We start from the raw sequence: 21,750 nt of genomic DNA, 5'->3' as shown, positions 1-21,750 counted from the left end.
GCCGGCCGTCGGCCGTCTGATCCACCCCGACTCAACCACGGTGAGCCGTCAGGTCCGGGGGCAGCGGTTCGCGGGCCGCGTGCCAGGCGGGCGGGAGAGCGGCGACGCCCGTGCGGGCGGCGATCACTCCGCCCGCGATGGCGCAGGTGGTGTCGATGTCGCCGCGCCCGGCGACCGTGAACCACAGGCCCTCGTGCAGGTCGTCGAGGTGTCCCGCCGCGCACCAGAGGGCGTAGGGGACGGTGTCGGGCCCGGACATCCGGTAGCCGGAGCCCAGGACCTCCGCGGCGTGCCGAACGGAGGTGTGTGCCGGCATCCGGGCCGCGATCCGCACTCCCGACCGGACGTCGCTGTCGGGGAGTCGTGCGGCGACCGCCTGGAGGAAGTCCGGGCGGGCCGGCGCGGGGCCGCCCCGGCTGCGCGTCGCCAGCGCCGCGGCGAGGGCCACCGCCACCGCTCCGGCGATTGCCTCCGGGTGGTGATGCGAGACCTCGCTCTGGCGGGCGGCCTGCTCGGCGGCGGCGTCGAGGTCGGCGGCGAGCCAGGCGCCCAGCGGGGCGACGCGCATGGCCGCGCCGTTGCCCCAGGAGCCCTGGCCGCCGAACTGTCCGGCGACCACCTCCTGCCAGGGCTCGCCCGCACCGATCCGGCGGAGCACGTCGTGCATCGAGGCTCCGTAGCCGCGGTGCGTGTCGTCGGCGTAGGCCTCGGCGAGGCGCAGGGCGAGGCGGTCCTGGTCGACGGTGCCGCCGCCCTCGGCGAGCTCCCGGACGAGAACGAGCGCCTGGGCGGTGTCGTCGCTCCACCGCCACAGCGGCTCCGGGGGCAGGATCCGTTCCTCCAGGGCTGCCGGGCCCTCGTGGCGCAGGATGCCGAACCAGCGGTCGCCGAAGGCATCACCGAAGGCGAGCCCGGACAACGAGTCCAGCGCGGCGGCAGGCAGGTCGATCATCCGAGCAGTATCACAAGGCGACGGCGCCTCCCGGCACCCCGATCGCGGCTCGGCCGGGTGAGGCCTCCGCGACATCGGCCACCGTCATCACGGTGCCTGCGTCTCACCGGGGTGACGCTCGGCCCGCAGTTCGAACCACATGGTCTTTCCGGTGGGCGTCCGGACACTGCCCCAGGCGTCCGCGAGCAGGTCGAGGAGCTCGATGCCCCGGCCGTTCTCCGCATCCGGGTCGGCGGTGCTGCGTGCGGGGCCGGCGGACTCGGTGTCCTCGACCTCGCACAGCAGGCGCGAGTCGCGCAGCTGCAGGTTGAGCCTGAGCGGACCGCGCGTGTGCCGCAGGGCATTGGTGACCAGTTCGCTGACCAGCAGCTCGGCGGTGTCGGCGAGGCCGTCCACGGCCCACTCGCTCAGTTGCGCGGTCACCAGGCGTCGGGCTCGGCCCGCGGAGGTCAGTTCCCGCCGCAGGGGCCAGGAGGCATCCCAGGCGGTGGCGCGGCCGCGCGGTGCGTCCAGCGGCCGCAGCGGCGCGAGCAGGCGGGACCACAGAGCCCACTGCCGGGCGAGCCGCGACGGTGCGGCGGCATCAGGGGACGGCCCTTCCCGGTGGAACGCGATGCGGAGGCCGATGGCCCAGGTGGCCATGGGGATCAGTCCCTTCGCTGACGACCGGGCGGTCGGCCGGTGAACGTGCCGGGCGTGCGCCGGGCTCTTGCGTGTAGCAGTCGCTACGCCCTCAAATATAGACGTAGCTACCGCTACAGTAAATACCCGTCCAAGACCGAAATAACGGACGGCTGGGAATTCTCGCCCGTGCGTCCGTGCGCATCCAGGAGCCCTCCATGCCTCGCCCACCCGATCCGGCCAAGCGACGCGACCTTCTCGACCGGGTCCGCGAGTACGTCATGCGCAACGGCGTCGCGGACCTGTCCCTGCGACCTCTGGCCAAGGCGCTGGGCACCAGCGACCGCATGCTCCTGTACTACTTCGGCACCAAGGAACGGATGGTCGCCGAGGCCCTGGACATCTACGAGCGTCGGCCCCTCCTGCGCACCCGCGCACTGCTGGAGGCCGTCGGCCCGCCCGCGAGCCCCGCGGACCTGCGCCGCTTCATGGAGGAGGTGTGGCGACAGTTCGGCGACCCCGACGTACGCGCCGCACTCCCGCTCTACTTCGAGATCATGAGCGCCAGCGTGCTCCACCCCGGCCGCTACGGGCCCGTCATGCGCGGCATAGTCACCGAGTGGACCCTCCTGCTGACCGGCGTCTTCCGCGACCTCGGCATGGCCCAGGAGCGAGCGCACACCCAGGCCACCCTCCTGGCCGACGCCTCCCTCGGCCTGCTGATGACCCCGCTGGCGGACGGCCACTGGGACCGGGCCGACAAAGCCTTCCAGGCCCTCCTCGACAGCCTGGAACCCGGATGGCAGATCACGGCGTGAACACCTTTCCGGCGTCATCGTGGTGCCCGGCCGCTTCCAGGGCATCGTGTATCCGTGACCGAACCCGGTACCGCCCCGCGACCGACCGGCCGCCGTCCCGCCTGGCTGACCCGCAACGTGAAAGTGCTGTGCGGGGTGTCCTTTCTCCAGGACGCGGCCAGCGAACTCCTCTACCCGATCCTGCCGATCTTCCTGACCGTGGTGCTCGGTGCCCCGCCCGCCGTGGTCGGCGCGATCGAGGGAGCGGCCGAGGGCGCCGCATCGATCACCAAGGTGGCCTCCGGGCGCCTTGCCGACAGGTTCGCCCGCCGTCCGCTGATCGCCACGGGATACGGCCTGGCCGCGGTCGGCAAGCTGCTCGTCGCGCTCGCGACCGCGTGGCCGCTGGTCCTCGTCGCCAGGGTCACCGACCGGCTCGGCAAGGGCATGCGCGGGGCGCCTCGCGACGCCCTGCTCGTCGAGGGCGTTCCGGCCGGACAGCGCGGCAGGGTGTTCGGGCTGCACCGGGCCGCCGACACCGCCGGCGCGGTGGTCGGCCCGCTCGTCGGGCTGGTTCTGTACGAGGCGCTCGACCACCGGTTGCGCCCGCTGTTCTGGATCGCCGTGATCCCCGCCGTCGCGTCGGTCGCGCTGGTCGCCGCCGTCCGTGACCCGCGGACCGAAGGAACCGGCGGCTCCCCGGCGCGGGCCGCCCGCACGCCCTGGCGGTCCCTGCCCCGCCCCTACTGGCGGGTCCTCGGGGTGCTGCTCGCCTTCAACCTCGTCAACTTCCCCGACGCGCTCCTCCTGTTGCGCGCCCACGACCTGGGCCTCTCGACGGCCGGAGTGGTGGGCGCGTACGCGGTCTACAACCTCGTCTACGCCGCCCTGTCCTACCCCGCGGGGGCGCTCTCCGACCGGCTGCCGCGCCCGCTGGTCTTCGCCTCCGGACTGGTCTTCTTCGCGACCGGCTACCTGGGCCTCGGCCTGATCCACAGCCCCTGGGCGGTGTTCGTGGTGCTGCCGCTCTACGGCGGTTTCGCGGCCTGCACCGACGGCGTCGGCAAGGCCTGGATCTCCACGCTCGTCCCGGACCACCAGCAGGGCACCGCGCAGGGCCTCTACCAGGGCGCCACCGGCGCCGCCGTGCTGCTCGCGGGCGTGTGGGCCGGGCTCGCCTGGGGTGCCGACGGCCGCCTTCCGCTGCTGATCTCCGGCGGTATCGCGGCGGTCCTCGCCTGTGCACTGCCGGTGATCGCCCACGCGCGGACCGCGGCCGTCTGACCCCACGCCCCCGACGAGGCGGTCGGTTCCGGCCATGTGTAGTGACAGGTTCTGGTCAAGGGCGCTCCAAATGCCGGACGCTCGCCGCCGCCGGTGGTCGGGTCGTCCCCGACGGCTGTATCCGTGCCCGTTCGGGAGGACCTGGTGTCAGTACCGACCCGTAAGAGACGTTGGTTCACGATCTGTGCCATCGCCGCATCCGCCGCACTCGTGGCGATACCCGCCGGCGCCGCGCCCGGCGGAGCCGGCAGCCCCTTCGGGGCCCGCGCACTGGCTCGACTGGCCGCCGAGCGCGGGCAGTCGGTGGGAACCGTCAGCCCCAAGGCGAAAGCCGGTGACGACGACGGCGGCGGTGACGACGGCAACGAGGCCGACGAGATAGCCGAGGGCGCGGACCAGTACGCCGAGGCCCGCACCTCACCCGGCGTCGTCGCACCGGGCGCGTACGGAGCCGCCTGGACGAGCCTCACCAACCTGCCGACCACCGGCGGCAGTTGGCGCAACATCACGAACCTGCCGTACAACTCGGACGACCCGCGCTACCGCGACTACGACTCCAACTCCAGCGGCGGCTCGGGCAATGTGACCGGCCGGATGGCCGCGATGGCCGCCGACGACGACGGGTACGTGTACGCGGGCAGCGCGGGCGGCGGAGTGTGGCGGTCCCGGTCCGGGGGCGGGCACTGGCAGCCCATCAGCGACAAGCTGCCCTCCCAGTCCACCGGCGCGCTCGCGCTGGACGGCGCCGGGCGGCTGTGGCTGGGCACCGGCGAGGCGACGACCAACGCGGACGCGTACCTGGGCAGCGGCGTCTACGTCCTGTCCGACCCGCACCACGGCACGTTCTCCACCCGCAGCCGGGTCGGCGGCGACGAGCTGGAGTCCACCACCATCCACGAGCTGCGCTTCGGCGGCGGCAAGGTGTGGGCGGCGACCAGCGAGGGCGTGTGGAGCCACTCCACGAAGAAGCTCGGCGGTGCCTGGAAGCTGGAGTTCGCGCCCAACCCCGACTATCTGCCGGGCGGTTCGCTCGCGGACGACGACTCGGCGGCGTACAAGAACATCGCCAACGACATCGCGATCGACCCCAAGGACCCCTCCAAGGTGGTCCTCGCGGTCGGCTGGCGCAGCGGTGACGACTACAACGGCTTCTACACCAAGGGCGCGGGCGGCACCTGGACCCGGATCACCAGCGGCCTGGGCGACCTGCCCGCCGACGCGGACGACGTCGGCAACGTCACCTTCGCCCGCTCGGCCGACGGCTCCCGCTACTACGCCATCGACCAGTCCCCGGAACAGCTGAACACCAATCCCGACAGCGGTCTTGAGGGCATCTACGTCTCCAAGTCCGGCTCCCCGACCGGCCCCTGGACGAAGATCGCCGACTACAAGGGCCTGGCCGCCGACGGTTCGGCGCTCACCTCCAGCGGCTACATGCCGGGCGTGCAGGCCTGGTACAACCAGTTCCTGGCCGTCGACCCGGCGAACGCGGAGCACCTGTACGCGGGTCTGGAGGAGGTCTACGAGACCAAGGACGGCGGCAGCAGCTGGTCGACCGTCGGCCCGTACTGGAACTTCGGCTTCCCCTGCTGGAGCATCGACCCCGCCAAGCAGACGGGCGACTGCAGTCAGACCACCCACTCCGACCAGCACGGCGTCGCGATCGGCAGCTACCACGGCAGGAGCTTCGTCTACGTCGGCAACGACGGCGGCGCCTACAAGCGCCCGCTCGACGGCTCCCAGGACGCCTCCGGGCACGCCACCGACTGGACCTCGCTCAACGACGGCACCATCGACACCCTCCAGTACTACTCGGTGGGCGTCGGCAAGGACCTCACCTACGGCGGCGTCTCCGTCACCGGCGGCCTCCAGGACAACGGCCAGTCGATCCTGCGCAGCAACGACAAGGTGATGGGCTCCGACTTCGGCGGCGACGGCGGCGACACCCTCACCGACCCGGCCAACGGCTGCAACCTCGCCGAGGAATACGTCTACCTCGCCATCCAGGTGACCCAGAACTGCGCGGTGAACGACGGCGGCTGGGTCACCGACCCCAGCAAGATCACGTCGTACAACGTGGCTCCCGCCGACAACGCCACCGGTGAGGCCCGCTTCATCGCCCCGATCACGGCCGACGCGAAGAACCCGGCGACCTGGATCGCGGGCGGCCGGCACATCTGGGTGCAGACCCACGGCTACGCCATCCGCAGCGGCGACGAGTGGAAGAGCGTCTACGACCTCGGCGAGGGCCGTACCGCGACCGCCGTCGCGGCCTCGGGCGGCAAGGTGTACGCGGCCTGGTGCGGCCCCTGCAACAACCAGGGCTTCGCCCGCGGCATCTCCGTGGGCAACGCGGACGGTACCGGCTGGCACGACATCACCCTCCCGGCCACCGGCGCGGACGGCACCGTGCCCAACCGCTACCTCGCCGGCTTCGCCGTCGACCCGAAGAACGCCGACCACGTCTACCTCGCGGTCAACGGCTTCTCCCGGCACTGGACCGAAGGCCCCGGCGCCGGCGTCGGCCACGTCTTCGAGTCCACCGACGGCGGCACCACCTGGAAGGACATCTCGAAGAACCTCCCCGACGTGCCGACCAACTCCGCGGTCGTCACCCCGGACGGCGGCCTCGCCGTCGCCACCGACCTCGGCGTCGTCTACCGCGCGCCGGGCCGTACGGCCTGGCAGCGCGTCGGGAACCTCCCGGCCGTCGCCGTGCTCCAGCTCAAGCTGGGTCCGGACGGCAGGACGCTGTACGCGGCCACCCACGGCCGCGGCATCTACACGATCGACGTACGCGACTGCCGCTGACGCGGCGGCGGTCGCAGGGGTGGTCCCGGGTCTCCGGGGTCACCCCTGCGTCGTGTAGGGCACCACACCCACGTGCAGAGTGAAGGCGACCCGCGCGGCGCCCGCCACATCCGGCGCCTTCGCCGACGCGGTGACGTCCGCCGTACCGCCCCTTGTCCCCGCACACCGCAGCGAGGCGTGGAACGTACCGTCCGCGTCGGCCCGCAGGCCGGACGCGAGGACGAGCGCCGGCGCGGAACTCCGCACGGCCGTCCACCGCTTGTCGTCCGTGCGCGGCCGCAGGACGAGCGACACCACCGTCCCGGGCCGCACGCAGAGCCGCTGTACGACCGGGCCGCCAGGGCCGACGGCGACCTCCGCGTGCCCGGCGGCGCAGTCCGCCGGCGAAGCGGAGGGACTGGTGGCCGGCACCGACGGGCTTTCCCCGGCCGGGCTCGTGGCCGGGGTCGTGGCCGGGGGCGTCGACGGCACCGCCGAGCCGTTGCTCTCCGACGGTCCTCCCACCGGTCCGCCGCCTTCCGACGCGTGGCATCCCGCCAGGACGACCACCACGGCGACCATCCATCTCCCGGCCCACCACCGCATCCCAGCACCTCCCGGTCCTTATCCGAACGGCCGCCCACAGCGTGCCCCGGGTTCGTCAGTCGTCGAGTGCCTCTTCGCCGTCGGGGCCCGAGAAGACGAGCTGCGTGACGGCGGTCCCGTAGTCGTCCTTGGCGGTGACGCGGTACAGGCCGGGGCCCGGCAGGGTGACTTCGGCACCGAGCCTGTCGTCGTCGACGGCTTCGAACCGTACCGGCGTCTTCCAGTCGGTGTCCGTGGCGGCGACGGTGCATTCGACCTGGGCGGGGTCGTCCGTGCCGGTGACGACGCAGTTCCAGGGGGTGCCGGCGGGGGCGTAGTCGGGCAGGGCGAGGCCGATGCCGTCCTCGGCCTGGTCCGGGCCGAGGTGGTCGTCCTCCAGAAGGAAGTCGGCGATGACGCGCCGGGCTTCGCGGCCGTTGGCGATGGCACCGTGCTGGGCGAAGACGGGGACGGTCCGGCGGTCGAGGGAGGCCGATTCGCGATGGACGGTGCCGTCTCCCCAGACCTGGTAGCGGCGTGGCGCTCCGTTGGCGTCGCGTTTGACGGTGCCGTCGGTGTCGGTTCGGAAGCAGTACTCGGAGGCGACGACGAGGCCGCCCACGAGCTTCATCGACTGGACCGTGTTCTGGCGGATGCCGACCACGGGGCGGTGGTGCGGCAGCGGCTGGTCGTAGAGGGTGGCGAAGAAGTCATCGGCGGCCTCGGCCAGGTCCTTGTCGCCTCCGAGGTCGGCGACGTCCGCGGGCGTGAGGCGGCGGACGTCGAGGGCGTCCTCCAGGCAGCGGAAGCGGGGCAGCAGCTCGTGGACGGCGGGCATGGTGGCGGCCGCCGCGGCGAGGCGGGCGTGCGGCAGCGGCAGGGGTCCGCCCTGGACGGCGTTGAGGATGTTCGCGGCGACCACCGAGCCGCGGAACGGGGTACCGAGGGTCATGACTCCGCGGGTGTCGGCGGCCAGTTCGCTGTCGCCGCCGGTGGTGAGGGCGGCGTGGGCGACCAGGCCCCCCATGGAGTGGGCGATGAGGACCAGGCGGGCCGGCCGCTCGTCGACGGCCTGCCGGCGGGCCTCGGTGTGGGCGGGGTGGTCGAGCCAGCGCCGGAGGTGGTCGCGGGCCTCGCGGGCGAGCCGGCGGGCGTTGACGGCGACGGGCAGCCGCCAGTCGTACGGGAACGTCATGATCGCGTCGCGGTGGGCCACGGTGGCCTCGATGGTGCGCAGGAGCTTGTGGTACGGCTCGATGCCGCGGAGGAACGGGCTCCAGGCCGGGGTCTGCAGCAGACGGGGTGCCCGGACGCGGCTGTGGTCGCCTTCCAGCTCGGCGGGGGTGAGCCGGAGCGGCGTGAGGCCGGTGCGGGTCAGCCAGGCCCTGGCCAGCCAGCCGGGGTTCGCCAGGCCCCAGATCACCTTGCCGGTCGAGGTGTCATGGAGTTCGCTGCCCATGATGCCGGGCACGAGGACGACCGCGTCGTGGGTGACCGCGGGAGTCAGGCCGGGTTCGGTGGGCGGCGCTGGATTTGGCAAGGTTCCCCCCGTGGACGAGTTCATGGCTGTCACACTAGTGACATGCAACACACGGGGGATGAAGTTCTGCAGGACCCCGCGTTAGCGGGCGAGAACCTGTCGGTACAGCGCGTCCTGCTGACGCTGGCGGTGCGCGACTACGGCGACGACGACGATGCCGAGGCGTTCGCCGAGGGCATCGACCGGCAGCTGGAATCGGTGCGCGCGTGGTGGCGGACGCCGGGCCCGCCGCCGGCGTTCCGGCAGGTTCCGCCCCCGGATCTCAAGACCCGGGGCGACGTCGAGGACTTCCTGCGGGAGCAGGACGTGAGGGAGTTGCGCGGTCGCGCGCTGGTGCTCTTCATCACCGGGCACGGGATCCCCGGCAAGTCGGACACGCACTTCCTGCGGCTGCCCGCCACGGTGGAGCAGCGGCCGCTGGCCACGGCGGTGCGGACCTCGGACATCATCGCCGCGGCCCTGGACTCGCACGTCGACAACGTGCTGGTCATCGTCAACACCTGCTTCGCAGGCGGCATCCATGCCGAACTCGCGGCGCTGCAGAAGGACATCCGGCGCAGTCGCCGGCGAGACTGCAACCTCGATGTCCTGGTCACCTGCGGTCATGACAGCAAGATCCAGGTTCTGCGGTTTCCCACCCTGTTGCAGGAGGCCCTGCAGCGCCTGCGCCGCAACGCCGGTATCACCACTCCGTACCTGAGCGTCCCGGACTTCATGGCCGCGTACGCCCGCGGGCTGCGGGAGGACGAGGAACGGGCGTTCAAGCTGCAGCGCGTCTTCGACGGCGGCAACTACCGGCCCTCCCCGTGCCTGCCCAACCCCGGCTACGTGCACCTGCCGGAAGTGCTCGGCGCGACGCGGCGGCACGAACCGCTGGCGGCGGAGTACTGGTTGGACCGGGCCACAGGACGGGCTCAGGAGAGCGATCAGGGCTGGTACTTCCGGGGCCGTATGCGGCTGAACCGGTCGATCGCGGAGTTCCTCGGCCCGCACTCCCCGCGCGGCGTGCTCCTGGTCACCGGGTGCGCGGGCAGCGGGAAGTCCGCGGTGCTCGCCCGGGCCGTGACCCTGAGCGATCCGGTGTTCCGGAAGGAGCCCCTCTACAAGACGGCCCAGGACTCGGCCCCGCGGGACACGCTGCCGCCGGAGGGGTCGGTGACCGCCGCGGTGCTCGCCCGCCAGCTGGACGCCGCGCAGGTCGCCGCCGACCTGCTGCACGCCCTGGGGCAGAAACCCGCGACGGTGCCGGCGGCCGGGGACGCGGTGGACGTCTGGTCGCGGCAGATCCAGGACTGTGTACGGGGCTGGGGGCACACCGTGACGATCGTGCTCGACGGCCTGGACGAGGCGGCGGAGCAGGCCCGGATCGTCGGGGACGTGCTCGCCCCGCTGGCACCGTTCTGCCATCCGTCGGTGCCGGGGCAGCGCCAGGACGAGGACGCCTCGGCGGTCCCCGCGGTGCGGTTGCTGATCGGCGTGCGCTCCAGCCGGCCGGCCGGAGACAGTCCGGGCGGCGCGGGCGCCGACGAACTGGGCATGCTGAGGACGTTGAGAGACACGTTCCCGGCCGCCCGTGTGGAGCGAACGGACGGCGACAGCAGCAAGGACGACATCGCCGAGTACGTCACGGCGCTGATCGGCGATGCCATGGACGCCGACACCCGCCGGCGCGTGGTGCCGGCGGTCGTCGAGGCCGTCTGGCCCTCGTTCATCGACGCCCGGCTCGCCGGTGACCAGCTGCGCAGCACCGGCGACCCGTTGGCACTGGCGCGCAGCGAGGGCTGGCACACGAAACTGGAGCGCGGCATCAGGGGCCTGCTCCAGCACGACCTGCAGCAGGTCCAGCAGGTCCAGGGCCTGCCCCCGGAGGTCGCCCTGGCACTGCTGCAGGCGGCGGCCTACGCCAAGGGGCAGGGAGTGCCCTGGGGAGAGGTCTGGCCGACCATAGCGGGCGTCTTCCTCATGCCGAAGCGGCTGGCGGCCGAGGAATGGGATCCGATGATCGAGAAACTTCTCAGCGGACGGCTCAGCGGCTATCTCGCGCATGCCGTGGAGGACGACCGGCGCGTCTACCGGCCCGCGCACGAGGAACTGGTGGACGTGCTGCTCGACCCGGACGCGGGCCTGCTGGACCTCGGAGGCCGGGATGCGTGACGGCGCCGACAGCCGTCACACGGCCATCCACCGCGAGATCGCCGCCGCGCTGGCCGGGCTGGTCCCGGCGGATCCGGCCATCCCGCCCCATCCGTATCTGCGCCGGCACCTCGCCGAGCACGCCGCGGAGGGGCACGTGCTGGACGACGAACACGTCCCGCCGGCCCTGCTCGCCTGGGAGACCAGCTCCGATGTACGCCGGCTCCTGGCCACGGACGACAACAGGTCGGGCGGGCGGCAGTGGTTGCAGGCCTGGGCCGTGCTGGAGCCGTTCGCGCGCCATGCGGATCCGGTGTCCCGGCTGACCAGTCTGTGGCTGTCCCAGTACGCCGCGGCCTCGCTGCCGCGGTCCCGGGCGGAACCGGTGGCGCCCGCGGAGACGTTCAGCGCATCGCCGGTGACCCCGCTGTGGAGCCACTACGCCAGCCCGGTTCCGGCCTGGACCGCCACGCCCAGCGACGTGACCTCGCTCGCCGCGGTCGAGAGCGCGCACGGCGAAGCCACCGCCGTCGCGGCCGGCGACAAGGCCGGCACCCTCCGCATCCTGCGTCTCGACGGGAGCCTCGCCCACGCCCCCATCGAGGTGCACCGGGGGGCCATCAGCCACCTGATGCCGCTCCGGGGCGGCCTGATCATCACCGCGGGCACGGACGGCTGCGTCGCCGCCGTGGACGCGGTCAACGGCCGGCTCATCCGCAAGGTCGTCGTGTGCCGGGAGCGCACCTGGGTCAGCTCCCTCACCGCCTACCAGCCCGCCGGACGCCTGCCGCTGCTGCTGGCCGCGTTCAGCGACGGCCATGTCGAGGCCTTCGACCCGGGACGCTTCCAGGCCCACACCATCGCGCTGCCCGAGCTCCAGGACTCCTCGGCCGTCATGTGCAGCGTCCGGATGCCCGACGGGCACGCCTGCCTGCTCTTCACCCAGCGTGACACCGTCAACTGCTTCGACGGCCGCACCGTCGCCCTGCACTCCCGCCACCCGGCCCGCGTCCGCGCCCTGTTGCCCATGCCCCGGGCGGGTCAGTACGCCGTGGCCGACGAGGACGGCCACGTGTCCCTGTACGACCTGACGGCCACCGCGGCCGACGTGGCACCCCTCGCCACCGCGCGCCACGCCGCCCCCGTGACCCATCTGCTCGTCACCGCTGTCGACCGGCGGCCGGCTCTCGTCTCGGCGGCGGGCGACGGCACCCTGCGTCTCTGGGAGCTCCCGGGTCTGAAACCCGTCGAGGGAGCCCTGCCCGCGCACACGGCGCCGGTCACCGCGATGGCCTGCCTGGACGACGGCGGGCAGAATCGTCTCTTTACGGCGGGCGCCGACCGCGTCGTCCGCAGTTGGCCGGTCGACCGCCAGACCTTCGCACTGGCGCCGAAGGCCTGGAACCACATCACCGCGAGCGCGTTGTCACCTGCTCCGGCACGTCTTCTCGCCGCGGCCCGGGCGTCCCGGATCGTCGTCTGGGATCTTGCGACCAACAGGCATCGGACCCTCCTGAAGGGCCGCAGGGTGACCGCCCTGGCCTGGCCCCGCCGGCACGGCCGTCTGCTGCTGGCCGCTGCCCTGAGCGACCACAGCATCGTCTGCGCCGACCTCGAGACCAAGCAGCAGACCGGACCGGTGCTGCGTGGCCACTTCCTGCCGGTCAACGCGCTGGTGGCACTGTCGGCCGCCCGGGGCGAACTGCTGGCCAGCGGGAGCGCCGACGGCCGGGTCTGCGTGTGGGATCCGCAGACAGGCGACCTGCTGCAGGACTTCGGCCACCACAAGCTCAGCGTGCGCTGCCTGGCCACCCACCGATCCGACGACGGGACCCTTCTGGCGTCCGGCGGCAGCGACGGCGCCGTCCGCGTGTGGGACGTGGACGGCCTCGGCCAGGTCGGGCGCACGATCAGGTGCGATCAGGACATCATCAACGACCTCGCCTTCGTCTCCTGGCACGACGGCGGACTGCTCATCGCCAGTGCAGGTCAGGACGGCACCTTGAAACTGTGGGACGTCGAGACAGGGCGGCTCTCCGGCGAGCTCGCTCTCGACGACGGCGAGCTCGGAGCCGTCACGGCTCTGCGTCTGTCACCGGAGCGAACGGCCCTCGCGGTGGCGGGCCGGACGAGCATCCACCTCTGGGACGCGACGGCCGACCGCCACCTGCTCCGGATCGTCACGGGCGCGCCCCTGCGCACCTTGAAGACGGTGCAGGACCCCGATGGCGCGGCGTCCTCGATACTGCTCGCCTCCGGCGAAGCGGGGACCATGGCCTTCCGCCTCCACCATGAACAGCTATGAACAGCTGTGAGGTCGTGCGCCGCCCCATTGCACCAACGCACCACCTGTGCGCCGTCCGTCATCCCCGCTGACAGCGGACACGCGGATCGCGTAACGAGAGAATCTCCAGCCACGTTGGTCAGGTACCCATGCCCTGATCACCCCTGTCAGAGCGGCACGAGTGAGGATCCATGACAGTCGCGTTATCCGGCCCGCCCCCGGCACCCGGTGCCACCGTGCGCCCTTCGCCGGACGCGGTGCGGCGGAAGGGGAGACAGACCGGCCGTCAGGAGGGGCAGCAGCGATGACCATCCCACCCGTAACCCTGACCGCCGCCCCGCCCGAGGGCGTGTGGCGTCTCGGCTGGGCCCGCAATCCCGTCGCGTACAACCGCGTGGAACCGGACACCTTCGACAAGTCGGCGGCCGGCCGGTACAGCCTGTACTCCTACAGCACGCTCTACTGCGCCTCCACCCCGGCAGGGTGCTATGCCGAGGCCCTCGCCCCCTACCGGGTCAGCCCCAAGATCCGCGAGCTGATGGGCAACGCCGGCGCCGGCCACCCGGGTCTGATGGCCCTGGGGGACATCCCCTCCAGCTGGCGGGAGGAGCGCATCCTGGTGCGCCTCATCCCCACCGACCGGACGCAGTTCCTCGACATCGAGACGGATGAGACCCGGGCGGTCCTCGCGGCCGACCTGAAGGAAGAGCTCAGCGCCGTCGGTGTCACCGGACAGCTGACCGACGACGACCTGCACGGCCCGAACCGGCGGATCACCCGCCAGATCGCCGCCTGGGCCGTCGCCCAGCGCAACGCGGCCGGCCACCACCTCGTCCAGGGGATCACCTTCCGCTCCGGCTACGGCGGACGGCGCTGCTGGGCCATCCTCCGCGACACCGAACTCACCGAGGTGGAGCGTTGCGCCATCCGGGTGGAGGACATCGCCCTGCAAGAGGTGGCCGACGAGTACGGACTCACCGTCAGGTGAGCGAACTGCGTCGCTTGGCCGTACGTACCGTCGCCCGATCAGGTTGTTGCGCGCACCCGGCGTCACGCTTCTGCAACTTGATGCACGGTGGTAAAAGCCCAGCTCACAGCAGTTCACAGGCGACAACTGGTGGAATTTAAGAGTGTTTTTAGGGTGGAAAACCGTAGAGTAAGCACACCCTAAACGGGTACTCTCTCGTCAACGCCACTGAGGAGTAAGCATGTTGACCAACATCACCTTCATAGCGCGCCACTTACCCAGAGACATACGGAGGTGCCGACCAGGCGCCACGAGCGAGTCCCTCATCGTCAGCGTCTCCTCCAGGCCGAGGTGGTGTGCTGCCTCCAGCAGTCGACCGGACACCGGCGGCCGCGGCACGGCTCGTCACAGCCGCTGCGGTTTCCAGCCGCGCCCGACCACCCCCGCAGCCCTCGCGCACTGAGCGCCGATCCTTTGCCGCGCACCGGCCGGCGAGGAAACGAGGAGACCATGCAGACTCAGCAAGAGACCACAGCAGAAGCCGAGGCCCGCGCACACCGCGACACAGCCGGCCAGCCCGTCGCCGAGATCGCCCGCTTCCTGCAGGAGACCTTCAGCCAGCGAGTCGCCGCACTCATCGCAGGCGTGGACGACGCCCGGCAGGTCGGCCGGTGGGCCAGAGGGCAGAACGCCCCGCGATTCGACTCCGAGTTCCGCCTCCGCACCGCCTACCAGGTGTTCACGTACATCGCCAACTGCGAGAACCAGCACACCGCCCGGGCCTGGATGATGGGGATGAACCCGCAACTCGAGGACGACTCGCCCATCGAAGCCATCGCGGACGAACGCTTCAAGGACGTGATGGCCGCCGCCCGTTCCTTCCGCCGCGGCGACCTGTAGGGCCCTGAGGCACTCACGAGACACGGGTCCGGACCCTCGCGTCGGCCGGGAAGACCGTGTCCCGCGTGCGTGTCCCGGCCGGCGGCCACCACAGAGGGAGATGCGCCGTGTCCGTCCGCCCCCGCTTCCTGTTCGTGACCGATCTCGCCTACCAGGCCCGGGGACGGCGCTACTGCGACGAGGACATCTTCCTGACCTCCCGGCTGCGCGAGGCCTTCGACCTCGCCCTGTGCCACCCCCTGGACGCCGGGGCGCTGATGGACGACTTCGACGCGGTCGTGGTCCGCAACAGCGGCCCCGTGCTGCACTACCAGCGGGACTACGACGCCTTCCGGGCGAAGGCCGCCGCACGGGGCACCCGGGTCTACAACCCGCTGTCCGGGCGCGGCGACATGGCCGGCAAGCAGTACCTGCTGGACCTGACGGCCGACGGGTACCCGGTCATCCCCACCGTCGACCGGCCCCAGGACCTGCACCTGCTGCCGGAGGCCGCGCGCTACGCGGTCAAGCCGAAGGCCGGAGCGGACTCCATCGGTCTGGCCTTCGTGCCCCGGGACCGGCTCGGCGGCCTCTCCTACGGCGACATCCTGGTCCAGCCGGGCATCGACTTCCGCTACGAGGTGTCGTTCTACTACATCGACGACGCCTTCCAGTACGCCCTCCACGCCCCCGACCCCGGCCGGCGCTGGGTCCTCGAACCCTACGAGCCCACCGACGCCGATCTCGCCTTCGCCCGCCGCTTCATCGACTGGAACACCCTCGACCACGGCATCCAGCGCGTGGACGCCTGCCGCACCCGGGAAGGCGAACTGCTCCTGGTCGAGCTGGAGGACCTCAACCCCTACCTCTCCCTCGACCTGGTCCCCGACCGGACCCGCGACGACTTCGTGACCGGCCTGACCGCCTCCCTCCACCGCTTCCTGGCCGCTTCGCCCCGCACCTGACCCGAGGGCCGCGCGGTCGGCGCGACACGGGCGGTGCGGGGGTCACGGGTACGCCGATGACGCCGGGGCGGCTACCAGGCGAGGGCGTCCGCGGCGTTGTCCTGCCAGTAGGTCACCGTGGCGGCGCTGTTGAAGAAGACGCCGCCCTGCGGCAGCTTCAGGGTCTTCTCCTTGTCGGTCGCGTTGCCCTTCCTGTCGGTGAAGATCACGCCCAGGGTCTTCTCCTTGGCCCCGCCCTCGCCCTCGGGGGTGGACGTCGTGATGCCCGCGTACGCGGACTGGCCGTGCTCGAGCGTCACCACGGCCTGCGGCGTGGTCTCCGTGGCCCACGGCAGGGGGGCCTGGGCGTCGGCGCCGGCCCTCAGGAAGGGGGCGATGTAGGCGTAGCAGGGCTTGGTGCCGGTGTTGGTGGCCTTGAGCAGCAGGTGGTTGATCGGACGGGACACCTGGGTGACGGTCAGCTTGGTGTTCGCCGCGGTGCAGGTGACGACCGCCGGGGCCTTCTTGGTGGCGGCGGAGGCGGTCTGTTCGGTGGCCTGGAAGCCGACGAGTGCGAGGGCGGCGGCGACCACCATGGAGGAGGCGGCCGCACGGGAGGCGAGACGAGTGGCGATACGCATGGATGAGCTGCTTTCTCTTGACGGTCTTCTGGTTCTGGGCGCGCCGGAAGTGCGGGCCGTGAACGCGGGATCGGACGAGGACGGCCGCCATGTCCGGTGCGGCGCCGTGCTCGGACGACCCAAGCCTGTGTCCTGCGGCGTTCCGGCCGCCATTCCCCTCGGGAGTTTCGGGATGCTGGAACGCTCGCACCGGCTCTGAGCTGCAAGAACACGGCCGTCCTGGAACGCCGGATGGGACGGCGCGCCGGACCACCCCCACGCGCCCCGGCTCCGGCAGGCCCTACTGTGATCTCCGTGAGGCAGGCAGGCGCTGGGAAGGATGATCGGCGATGACGCCCCTGAGCACCGGGGACCCGGAGTCCATAGGCGGGTACACCCTTCTCGGCCGGCTCGGGGCGGGCGGCATGGGAGTCGTCTATCTGGGAGTCTCCGCCTCGGGACGGCAGGTCGCGGTCAAGGTCGTACATGGGCCGTACGCCCAGGAAGAGGAGTTCCGGACGCGCTTCCGGCAGGAGATCGCGGCGGCGCGCAGAGTGAGCGGTGCCTTCACCGCGCCGGTCGTGGACGCCGACCCGGACGCCGACCGGCCGTGGATGGCGACGCTCTACGTGCCGGGGCTGAACCTCGCCGAAGTCGTCGAGAAGAACGGCCCGCTGGACCGGCGGGAACTGCGTGCCCTGGGGCTGGGGCTCACCGAGGCGCTGCGCGACATCCACCGGGCGGGCCTGGTGCACCGGGACCTCAAACCGCGCAACGTCCTGATGACCGAGGACGGGCCGCGCGTCATCGACTTCGGCATATCGCGCGCCGCCGACAACCAGAACCTCACCACGACCGGGCGGATGATCGGCACTCCGCCCTTCATGTCGCCGGAACAACTGGCGGCTCCCCGGGACGTCACCCCGGCCTCGGACGTGTTCGCGCTGGGGTCGCTGCTGGTGTTCGCGGCCGTCGGCACGGGACCGTTCGACGCCGACAGCCCGTACATAACCGGCTATCAGGTGGTGTACGGGACCCCGGACCTCGACGGGGTGCCCGAAGCGCTCCTGGGCGTCGTCGAGCGCTGCCTGGACAAGGACCCGGCCGCACGACCGGAACTGACGGACATCCACCGCATGCTCCAGGCACTGCCGGAGTCCGACGCCACCGGCTCCCCGAACACCGCGCGGTCCGCGACCGCCACCGCCACCCGCACCACCGGCAGTGCCGCCGAGGCCGCCACCGTCACCGGCAGCGGCACCGCCGCCGGCCGACGACGCCGGGCCCGGATGCTGCTCACCGGACTCGGCGCGGCGCTGGCCGTCGCGGCGCTGTGTGTCGGGGTGGGTGTCCTCGGGTCGGACCCGGGCACCACCACCACCGCCTCCGAGACCGCCCGTGCCGCGGCGCTGCCCGACGGCTGGCGGCCGTGGCGGACGGAGCTGCGGAACGAGGTGAAGGGTGTCCCTCTCGACTACAACACCGCCGGGTGCGTGGCGGCCGCAAGCGCCCTGTTCTGCGGCGGTACGGGATTCACGGCCGCCAGGGTCGACGCGGCCTCCGGCCGCATCCTGTGGCGGACCGGCACCCGCCCCCAGGGAGCGCAGCCGATCGGCGTGCGCGACGGGCTGGTCTACGTGTACGAGGACCCGGACGACAACATCAGGCGCGTGGTGGCCCTCGACGCCGCCACCGGGCATCCGCGGTGGCGGCGCGACATCAACAAGTCGCAGGACGCGGTCCTGTACGACGGCGGACTGCTGGCCATGTCCCCCGACTACTCCTCGTTCGTGGCCTACGGGTCTTCCGGCAGGGAACTGTGGCGGGCTCCCTCGCTGGACGAGTACTGCACTCCGTGGGCGCCGGGAGGCGTCCCCTACGCCCTGTGCTCGAAGGGCACCGAGGCCGGCCAGGCCCCGGTCGAGCTGATGAGGCTCGGACCCGGCAGCCTGACCGAGACGGCCACCCTGCCCAGGAAGGCGGAAGCGCTCGGGGCGGTCGGCGGGCAGCCCCTGTTCCTCGCCCCCCAGACCGCGAAGGACGTGTACGAAGCCGGGTACGAACGGCCGTACAACGCGCTGCTGCGGGTGGTTCCGGAAACCGGGCAGGTCAGGCGGATACCGCTGGCGCGTCCGCTGTCCGGCGCGGCCACCCTGGTGGACGGTGTCGTCTACTTCGTCCGGTCCGACGGGTCGGTCACCGCGGTGTCCGCGGACAGCGGCAGACAGCTCTGGCGGAAGGTGACGGACGTGGAGAGCCTGTCCGCGCCCGCGGTGTCGGTGACGTACAAGCGGGTCTACTTCTCCAACCGCTTCGGCCGTCTGCTGGCACTGGACAGCCGCACCGGAGCGGAGATCTGGCGGACCTCCGCACTGGACGACCCCGGGGACAAGGCGCAGAGCTACCCGCCGCGCGTGCTGCTCGTCAAGGACGCGATCGTGGCGACGGCCGGCGACACGGCCTTCTCCCGGAGCCCCGACAAACCCGCCTGACCGAGTGCCTGGCCGAGTGCACGGCCGAGTGCATGGCCAAGTGCAGCTGAAGGGTGCGGACTTGGTCCTCGGGTGCGGCGATCCGCGCCCGCCCGCGGCGCCCGTCGCTACGGTGGGTGTGTGAGCGGTGATCCGGGACGGCGTCTGCTGTGGTGTGGGTCGGGCGGGCTGGTGCTGGGTGTGCTCGGCTCGGCGGTGGCCGTGGCGGGGGCCGGTTCGGGGTGGCGGCCGCTGGTGGCGTCGGGGCTGGTCCTGGTCCAGGTCTGTGCGTTGTGGTGGGTCGTGCGCGGCCCGGCTGCCGTGCTCGGCCTGGCGATGGTGACGGGCCTCGCGGTATGGGCGCTGCTTCCCGCGGTGAGCCCGACGGGCGCGTTGCTCGCCGCGCAGGTCGCGCTGTGCGTGCTGGTGGCGACACGGCCCAGGCGGATCTCCCTGTGGGGTGCGGCGGCGATGTGCGCACCGGCGCCGCTCGCGCTCCTGGCCGGCGGCCCGCTCGGTCTGCCGCTCTACCTCCTGGCCGTGGCCCTGGCCTGGACCGCCGGGGAGCTGTACCGGACCCGGCGGGCCAGGGCGGCGGCCGAGACGCGGCGGGCGGTGGCGGAGGAACGTGCCCGTATCGCGCGCGAGGTGCACGACGTGGTCGCGCACACCGTGTCCGTGATGGTGATCCAGGCGAGCGCCGCCGAGGACGGCTTCGCGGCCCGTCCCGAACAGGCCAGGCAGGCGCTGCGGGACATCGACGCGGTGGGACGCTCGGCCCTGACCGAGCTGCGGTGGCTGCTGCGGGCGTTCCGGGACGACGAACAGGACGGGCCGGACGGGCTCGACGGGCCGGACGGGCCGGAGGACGGGACCGGCCGGGAGCGGGTGGGGCTGGCCCGGCTGGACGAGCTGCTGGACACGGCGCGCGCGGCCGGGTTGTCGGTCGTCGTACGGCGGGACGGCCCCGGGGACGCTCCCGACGGAGGCGCGACACCGGTCGAACCACCGGTCGAACCACCGGTCGAACCACCGGTCGAGCCACCGGTCGTACAGGCGACCGTGCCGCCGGCGGCTGTGGATCGCACGGCCTACCGGATCATCCAGGAGGCGCTCACCAACGTCCTGCGCCATGCGGCCGGCGCCGACGAGGTGCGGGTGTCGGTACACCTCGGCGCGGCGGCGGTGGACATCGAGGTGGCCGACAACGGCCGGCCGCGGGCCCGGCCCACGGGGGCCGCGGGTTCGGGGCACGGTCTCACCGGCATGCGGGAACGCGCGGCACTGCTCGGCGGCAGCCTCCGGGCCGGGCCGCTGGACGGCGGCGGATGGGGCGTGCGCGCGACACTGCCCACGGGGGGCGAGGGACCGCCCAGGGAGGACGCGTCATGACGATCCGTGTCGTGGTGGCCGACGACCAGGCCCTGGTCCGTACGGGATTCCGCATGATCATCGATGCCCGGGACGACCTGGAGGTCGTCGGCGAGGCGTCCGACGGCGGTCAGGCGGTACGGCTGGTGCGCCGGACGCGCCCCGACGTGGTGCTGATGGACGTACGGATGCCGGTCCTGGACGGCATCGAGGCGACCCGGCAGATCGTGGCCGACGGCGGTGCGACCCGGGTGCTGGTGCTGACCACGTGGGATCTCGACGAACACGTCCTGGCGGCGCTGCGGGCGGGAGCCTGCGGATTCCTGCTCAAGGACATCCGGCCCGCCGAACTGGTCGACGCCATCCGGGGCACGGCACGCGGCGACCTGCCGCTGGCCCCGAGCGTCACCCGCCGCATGCTGGACAAGCTGCTGCGCGCCGCGCCCCGGGTGAGCCCACCGGAGGGCCTGGAGAGTCTGTCGCGGCGGGAGACCGAAGTGCTCACGCTGGTCGGGCAGGCGCTGTCCAACGCCGAGATCGCCCGGGAGCTGGCCCTGTCGGAGGCCACCGTCAAGAACCACGTCTCCGCGGTCCTGCGGAAGCTGGGGCTGCGGGACCGGGTCCAGGCCGTGGTCGCGGCCTACGACTGCGGACTCGTCAGGCCGCGCCGCCCCTGAGACCGGCCGGACGGGTCCGCACACTCTCCGCACACCCTTCGTGCACTCTCCAGGGACTCTCCGTGGACTCATCCTTGAGGATGAGCCGGCCGGGCACTCCTCCTTGCCGCCCAGTGCGGATCCCTTCCCGGGGCCGATCAGCGACGGCCGCGGCGGGCCTAGCGTCGATGGTGTGACCGACACGCTGCCCTACCGCATGTATCTCCTCGCCCACGACGACTCCGCCCGAGGCCCCTTCGACCGCCGCAGGACCGGGTTCCTGGTGCGGACCGCCGTACTCGTCGAACTCGCGCTGCGAGGCAGTCTGGTGGAGACCGGTGACGGGGTCGTCCGGGTGACCGGATCGGGACCGTCGACCGGGGACCCGGTCCTGGACGAGGTCATGCGGGAGGCCGCCGGCTCCTCGCACGGCTGGAAGCACCTGGTCCGGCTGCACCGCTCGCGGACGCTGGCGGCCGTGGAGGACCGGCTCGTGGCCCGCGGGCTCCTCACGGCCGCCGGGCGCGGCGGACCGAGGGCCCGGTTCTCCGCCCGGCGCCTCAGGGCGGCGGACCCGGCGGCCGTCAAGGCGCTCACCGACCATGTCTCGGCCGTCCTGCACGACCGCGGCCCGGCCGCCGAGGTCGCCGTCGCCGATGCCGCTCTGGTGGCGCTGTGCGCGGCGGGCGGGGTCCCGTCGGTCGTCCCGCGCCGCGCCGCCCGTGTCCACCGGGCCCGCATTGACGCCCTCACCGGCCGCCTCGGCACGCTCGCGCCCGGTCTGGAGAAGGCCGTACGCGGGCTTCGTACGACCATGGTCGCCGCGCAGGGAGGCATGGGCGGCGGCTGAACCACG

General features: G+C 72.4%; 18 protein-coding genes. 13 read left to right on the top strand and 5 right to left on the bottom strand.

Going from position 1 to position 21,750, the window contains the following annotated elements; all coding sequences use genetic code 11:
* Positions 1-31: 31 nt before the first annotated feature.
* Both ACWGKQ_RS01255 and ACWGKQ_RS01250 read right to left on the bottom strand, forming a co-directional pair.
* Entirely contained in the window at positions 32-952 is a 921-nt protein-coding gene (locus ACWGKQ_RS01255; RefSeq protein ID WP_453289777.1) for an ADP-ribosylglycohydrolase family protein, read from the bottom strand.
* 87 nt (positions 953-1,039) lie between these two features.
* A complete protein-coding gene (locus ACWGKQ_RS01250; RefSeq protein ID WP_453289776.1) occupies positions 1,040-1,594 on the bottom strand; it encodes an ATP-binding protein in 555 nt (184 codons plus the stop codon).
* A 197-nt stretch (positions 1,595-1,791) separates the two neighbouring features.
* On the opposite strand from ACWGKQ_RS01250, the gene ACWGKQ_RS01245 reads away from it, so the two are divergent.
* The 3 genes from ACWGKQ_RS01245 to ACWGKQ_RS01235 all read left to right on the top strand — a co-directional run bounded on the left by ACWGKQ_RS01245 (position 1,792) and on the right by ACWGKQ_RS01235 (position 6,465).
* Positions 1,792-2,391, top strand: a complete 600-nt coding sequence (locus ACWGKQ_RS01245) for a TetR/AcrR family transcriptional regulator (protein WP_453289775.1) — start codon at positions 1,792-1,794, stop codon at positions 2,389-2,391.
* A 54-nt stretch (positions 2,392-2,445) separates the two neighbouring features.
* The gene (locus ACWGKQ_RS01240) at positions 2,446-3,654 is read left to right on the top strand and encodes an MFS transporter (protein ID WP_453289774.1); all 1,209 of its coding nucleotides are present in this window, start codon (positions 2,446-2,448) and stop codon (positions 3,652-3,654) included.
* 144 nt (positions 3,655-3,798) lie between these two features.
* Positions 3,799-6,465 (top strand): glycosyl hydrolase, encoded by a 2,667-nt coding sequence (locus ACWGKQ_RS01235; protein WP_453289773.1) that lies wholly within the window; start codon positions 3,799-3,801, stop codon positions 6,463-6,465.
* A 39-nt stretch (positions 6,466-6,504) separates the two neighbouring features.
* On the opposite strand, the gene ACWGKQ_RS01230 is transcribed toward ACWGKQ_RS01235, so the two are convergent.
* A complete protein-coding gene (locus ACWGKQ_RS01230; RefSeq protein WP_453289772.1) occupies positions 6,505-6,969 on the bottom strand; it encodes a hypothetical protein in 465 nt (154 codons plus the stop codon).
* A 136-nt stretch (positions 6,970-7,105) separates the two neighbouring features.
* The gene (locus ACWGKQ_RS01225; protein ID WP_453289771.1) at positions 7,106-8,569 is read right to left on the bottom strand and encodes a lipase/acyltransferase domain-containing protein; all 1,464 of its coding nucleotides are present in this window, start codon (positions 8,567-8,569) and stop codon (positions 7,106-7,108) included.
* Positions 8,570-8,611: 42 nt separating this feature from the next.
* Between ACWGKQ_RS01225 and ACWGKQ_RS01220 the strand changes: the two genes are divergently transcribed.
* The 5 genes from ACWGKQ_RS01220 (at position 8,612) to ACWGKQ_RS01200 (ending at position 15,797) form a co-directional block, all read left to right on the top strand.
* Complete coding sequence (locus tag ACWGKQ_RS01220; RefSeq protein WP_453289770.1) at positions 8,612-10,723, top strand: ATP-binding protein; 2,112 nt, start codon at positions 8,612-8,614, stop codon at positions 10,721-10,723.
* Complete coding sequence (locus tag ACWGKQ_RS01215) at positions 10,716-13,007, top strand: WD40 repeat domain-containing protein (RefSeq protein WP_453289769.1); 2,292 nt, start codon at positions 10,716-10,718, stop codon at positions 13,005-13,007. The genes ACWGKQ_RS01220 and ACWGKQ_RS01215 overlap by 8 nt, the downstream gene beginning before the upstream one ends.
* A 283-nt stretch (positions 13,008-13,290) precedes the next feature.
* Positions 13,291-13,974, top strand: coding sequence for an RES domain-containing protein (locus ACWGKQ_RS01210; protein ID WP_453289768.1), 684 nt, complete (start codon positions 13,291-13,293; stop codon positions 13,972-13,974).
* Positions 13,975-14,463: 489 nt separating this feature from the next.
* Positions 14,464-14,853: an XRE family transcriptional regulator gene (locus tag ACWGKQ_RS01205; RefSeq protein ID WP_453289767.1), complete on the top strand. Its 390-nt coding sequence runs from the start codon at positions 14,464-14,466 to the stop codon at positions 14,851-14,853.
* Positions 14,854-14,960: 107 nt separating this feature from the next.
* Positions 14,961-15,797, top strand: a complete 837-nt coding sequence (locus ACWGKQ_RS01200; RefSeq protein ID WP_453289766.1) for a hypothetical protein — start codon at positions 14,961-14,963, stop codon at positions 15,795-15,797.
* A 71-nt stretch (positions 15,798-15,868) separates the two neighbouring features.
* Here the strand turns inward: ACWGKQ_RS01200 and ACWGKQ_RS01195 are convergent, their stop codons facing one another.
* Positions 15,869-16,417 (bottom strand): DUF4232 domain-containing protein, encoded by a 549-nt coding sequence (locus ACWGKQ_RS01195; protein WP_453289765.1) that lies wholly within the window; start codon positions 16,415-16,417, stop codon positions 15,869-15,871.
* On the opposite strand from ACWGKQ_RS01195, the gene ACWGKQ_RS01190 reads away from it, so the two are divergent.
* The 5 genes from ACWGKQ_RS01190 (at position 16,416) to ACWGKQ_RS01170 (ending at position 21,744) form a co-directional block, all read left to right on the top strand.
* A complete protein-coding gene (locus ACWGKQ_RS01190; protein WP_453289764.1) occupies positions 16,416-16,616 on the top strand; it encodes a hypothetical protein in 201 nt (66 codons plus the stop codon). The two genes, ACWGKQ_RS01195 and ACWGKQ_RS01190, sit on opposite strands and share 2 nt — an antisense overlap.
* Before the next feature lie 130 nt (positions 16,617-16,746).
* The gene (locus tag ACWGKQ_RS01185) at positions 16,747-18,888 is read left to right on the top strand and encodes a protein kinase domain-containing protein (protein WP_453289763.1); all 2,142 of its coding nucleotides are present in this window, start codon (positions 16,747-16,749) and stop codon (positions 18,886-18,888) included.
* Positions 18,889-19,008: 120 nt separating this feature from the next.
* Positions 19,009-20,259, top strand: coding sequence for a sensor histidine kinase (locus ACWGKQ_RS01180; RefSeq protein ID WP_453289762.1), 1,251 nt, complete (start codon positions 19,009-19,011; stop codon positions 20,257-20,259).
* A complete protein-coding gene (locus ACWGKQ_RS01175) occupies positions 20,256-20,915 on the top strand; it encodes a response regulator (protein ID WP_453289761.1) in 660 nt (219 codons plus the stop codon). Before ACWGKQ_RS01180 ends, ACWGKQ_RS01175 begins: the two co-directional genes overlap by 4 nt.
* A gap of 172 nt (positions 20,916-21,087) precedes the next feature.
* The gene (locus ACWGKQ_RS01170; protein WP_453289760.1) at positions 21,088-21,744 is read left to right on the top strand and encodes a GOLPH3/VPS74 family protein; all 657 of its coding nucleotides are present in this window, start codon (positions 21,088-21,090) and stop codon (positions 21,742-21,744) included.
* Positions 21,745-21,750 lie beyond the last annotated feature (6 nt).

It is taken from the genome of Streptomyces sp. NPDC054770, assembly GCF_053611985.1.
This window is presented reverse-complemented; position numbering and strand designations above follow the sequence as displayed.

Excerpts from the sequence above, each read along its gene's own strand:
- ACWGKQ_RS01255 (WP_453289777.1), bottom strand. The coding sequence starts at position 952 with ATGATCGACCTGCCTGCCGCCGCGCTGGACTCGTTGTCCGGGCTCGCC.
- ACWGKQ_RS01250 (WP_453289776.1), bottom strand. The coding sequence starts at position 1,594 with ATGGCCACCTGGGCCATCGGCCTCCGCATCGCGTTCCACCGGGAAGGG.
- ACWGKQ_RS01245 (WP_453289775.1), top strand. The coding sequence starts at position 1,792 with ATGCCTCGCCCACCCGATCCGGCCAAGCGACGCGACCTTCTCGACCGG.
- ACWGKQ_RS01220 (WP_453289770.1), top strand. The coding sequence starts at position 8,612 with ATGCAACACACGGGGGATGAAGTTCTGCAGGACCCCGCGTTAGCGGGC.
- ACWGKQ_RS01215 (WP_453289769.1), top strand. The coding sequence starts at position 10,716 with ATGCGTGACGGCGCCGACAGCCGTCACACGGCCATCCACCGCGAGATC.
- ACWGKQ_RS01210 (WP_453289768.1), top strand. The coding sequence starts at position 13,291 with ATGACCATCCCACCCGTAACCCTGACCGCCGCCCCGCCCGAGGGCGTG.
- ACWGKQ_RS01205 (WP_453289767.1), top strand. The coding sequence starts at position 14,464 with ATGCAGACTCAGCAAGAGACCACAGCAGAAGCCGAGGCCCGCGCACAC.
- ACWGKQ_RS01190 (WP_453289764.1), top strand. The coding sequence starts at position 16,416 with ATGGATGAGCTGCTTTCTCTTGACGGTCTTCTGGTTCTGGGCGCGCCG.
- ACWGKQ_RS01195 (WP_453289765.1), bottom strand. The coding sequence starts at position 16,417 with ATGCGTATCGCCACTCGTCTCGCCTCCCGTGCGGCCGCCTCCTCCATG.
- ACWGKQ_RS01185 (WP_453289763.1), top strand. The coding sequence starts at position 16,747 with ATGACGCCCCTGAGCACCGGGGACCCGGAGTCCATAGGCGGGTACACC.
- ACWGKQ_RS01175 (WP_453289761.1), top strand. The coding sequence starts at position 20,256 with ATGACGATCCGTGTCGTGGTGGCCGACGACCAGGCCCTGGTCCGTACG.